The sequence below is a fragment of the Marinobacter caseinilyticus genome (assembly GCF_011074955.1).
Classification (GTDB): domain Bacteria; phylum Pseudomonadota; class Gammaproteobacteria; order Pseudomonadales; family Oleiphilaceae; genus Marinobacter; species Marinobacter caseinilyticus.
The window spans coordinates 1-2,654 of sequence record NZ_WUQJ01000010.1; the positions used below are offsets into that span (position 1 = coordinate 1).

The following is a 2,654-nucleotide window of genomic DNA, read 5'->3' on the forward strand; positions in this document are numbered from 1 at the left end:
CCCCTGAAAGACATGCCCCACCCTCCGGTGGCGCTGATTAAATTTCTGGGTATAGACACCGTTCAGGTGGCGCATCCCCCTGGAGAGATTGTCATCAGGCGTTTCGATCAAAAGGTGGTAATGATTGCCCATCAGACAGTAGGCATGGCGCACCCAGTTGAACGTACCGCAAACGTCATCCAGGAATGCAAGAAAGGACTCCCTGTCCTCGTCTGTCTCGTAAATCGCTTCTCGCCGATTACCTCGTGAGGTTACATGAGACAAAGCACCAGCGAACTCCAGTCGCCGCGCCCTCGCCATTCCTTGGCTCCTTAACCGGCATTAAATCAGTGAGCTAGACTGCTACGCCTTCCCAAAATTCGCAAGAGAGCAAAAGGCAAGACCTGACCCCGTTATCTTCACCAATATTGCCAAAAATGGCTAAGGCGTGATGTAATCATTTTCTCGAATCATTGTTACGTGTAAAGGAACTACACATGCTACCTGGTAATCGGGGCTCCACCCCATTCGCTCTTTCCGTCTCTGATAAAAATTCCATAGGGCATTTCCTCGCCCGAGTGCAAGCCTCGGACGACTCCACGCAGTTCGCAGATAGATTTACCCGCGATCAGGATCCTGGCTGGCAGCGTTATTTCAACGGAATCTACAATCACCCCAAAACATGGTGGATTGGCATCATTCAGATCCAAATGGTGACTGGCATGTGGGGAGAGCGCCAGAAAGCGCGCGCTATGCTTCGACAGCAGGCGCTTGGAAAAGTCCTCAATCAGCTTTTAGCAGAGGAAAATCGCGAACAGTCGCTGGATCTAATCAATAGAGCTGTTCGGTTCAATCTCAAGTATCGAAAGGCAGACATCGCCGGCCGCATTCACGGCGGAATATTCACAAACTTTGCAAGTACTGGTGGCAGGCGGGGCGGTGCAGTCGGTCCAAAAGTAAAAATCCCTGTAAGCGTTACCAACCTTATGCTTGCCACCTTTGGAGCAGCCATCCGATCTGTTGCGGGAAACTTCGATACCGCCGAGCATATAATCGATTCGATGATCACGGGAAAAGCTCAGGCTCTACCAGAGGGTTACCGATCTCTATCCCGATTCGCCTCAGATGACCAAAAGGTTCCTGAACTTACCGAAGCGGTAAAATCGGGCTTGCAGGGCATATCCGCCGTTAACGAAATCTCTCCCGCACCAATTCCATTGTCAGAATTCTGCTCCCGTCCCGACAACGTTGATATCAGAGGGTTGTGTAAGTGAGATCTTTTCGCGACTCAGAGTTTGTTCGGACACTCCCGGAATCCATCGCATACATATTGAATGAATTCCTGATTTACATCGGTATATTCGTTGCGTTGATTGGTGCTGTCTACTTCAGCTCCTGGTGGGCGTTTCCTATCATCTTCCTCGCATTCATCGCAGTTGGTTACGGACTCACCCAATTGCTAAGAAACAAAAAGCGTGATGAGGGCAATTAAAGCCTCACCAAAAGGACTGGTCTGCGTGAACCGGGACAGATCTATTTTTCCCGAGCCGCCAGGGACGCTGGGGCTTAAAGGGGTCTAAGGCTTAAAGGGGTCAGATTGATTTTATTTTGATCAGCTCCGTCGACTTGCTGGTCGCCCCCGCCCAACCTTCCCAACCTTGCGCCCAAGCGCGGCCTCCACTTGCTCCCGAAACTGGCCGCTACCCAGGATCTGACTGGCAGACAAGCACTTGGCGATATCATGGCAGACCTGTTCCGGAAGGCTAGATCTGAATAGATCACGATACGCGATGCGGCGTTTTGCACTGCTGATACCGATAGCATCGTAGAGTGGATGTGGCGAAATCAGACTGTCAGGCTCCCCCAATGCATTGAAGCGGAAGCTGCTCCAGGGATACTCTTCCGGCTTCTCGACCATGCAAGCCGTCACCGGATTGAGTTCAATATAGCGATAGCAACTCAGGAGATAGCCTTCGGCATCGATCAAACTCCCTTTATGACGCCCTTCCCACAGTGTGCCCGAACGACGGTAAGTTCTATTGATGTACTGAACGTATTGGCGACCGAGATGCTGCATAACCCGGGAGATGCTATCGCCATATTCCGGCGTGATCAGAAGGTGAACGTGGTTGGTCATCAGGCAATAAGCATGGAGCTCAGCACCATAGCGCTTCAGCCCCTCACCCAACATCTGGCGATAGTAGCGAAAATCGTCTTCCGCAAAGAAACAGGCATCCCGATTGTGGCCACGCTGAACCACGTGCACAGGAACGCCAGGCAGATACATCCGTGTCTTCCGAGGCATATTCCACATCCGTTTGGCTTTTTGGTGAGCCTATCCATTGGCTCCAACCGGCATTCTAACTGAACAGTCCTCTTAGGCCGAGTTGACCAATTTTAAATCGATCTGACCCCTTTCATCCCCCCTGAAAGACATGCCCCACCCTCCGGTGGCGCTGATTAAATTTCTGGGTATAGACACCGTTCAGGTGGCGCATCCCCCTGGAGAGATTGTCATCAGGCGTTTCGATCAAAAGGTGGTAATGATTGCCCATCAGACAGTAGGCATGGCGCACCCAGTTGAACGTACCGCAAACGTCATCCAGGAATGCAAGAAAGGACTCCCTGTCCTCGTCTGTCTCGTAAATCGCTTCTCGCCGATTACCTCGTGAGGT

4 protein-coding genes are annotated in these 2,654 nt (G+C 51.6%); 1 reads left to right on the plus strand and 3 read right to left on the minus strand.

Annotated features, from left to right (window positions below; all coding sequences use genetic code 11):
* A partial coding sequence (locus tag GRX64_RS03850) for a transposase (protein WP_235937512.1) occupies window positions 1-300 on the minus strand: 300 nt, incomplete at its 3' end.
* Between the two features lie 176 nt (window positions 301-476).
* Between GRX64_RS03850 and GRX64_RS03855 the strand changes: the two genes are divergently transcribed.
* Entirely contained in the window at window positions 477-1,253 is a 777-nt protein-coding gene (locus GRX64_RS03855; RefSeq protein ID WP_166263877.1) for a hypothetical protein, read from the plus strand.
* Window positions 1,254-1,591: 338 nt separating this feature from the next.
* On the opposite strand, the gene GRX64_RS03860 is transcribed toward GRX64_RS03855, so the two are convergent.
* Window positions 1,592-2,284, minus strand: a complete 693-nt coding sequence (locus tag GRX64_RS03860; protein ID WP_166263878.1) for a transposase — start codon at window positions 2,282-2,284, stop codon at window positions 1,592-1,594.
* 112 nt (window positions 2,285-2,396) lie between these two features.
* Window positions 2,397-2,654, minus strand: a 258-nt coding sequence (locus tag GRX64_RS03865; RefSeq protein WP_207308723.1) for a transposase, incomplete at its 5' end; no start/stop codon positions are given.

What these genes read in the sequence shown, in the direction of transcription:
- GRX64_RS03855 (WP_166263877.1), top strand. Translation starts at nt 477, where the DNA reads ATGCTACCTGGTAATCGGGGCTCCACCCCATTCGCTCTTTCCGTCTCT.
- GRX64_RS03860 (WP_166263878.1), bottom strand. Translation starts at nt 2,284, where the DNA reads ATGCCTCGGAAGACACGGATGTATCTGCCTGGCGTTCCTGTGCACGTG.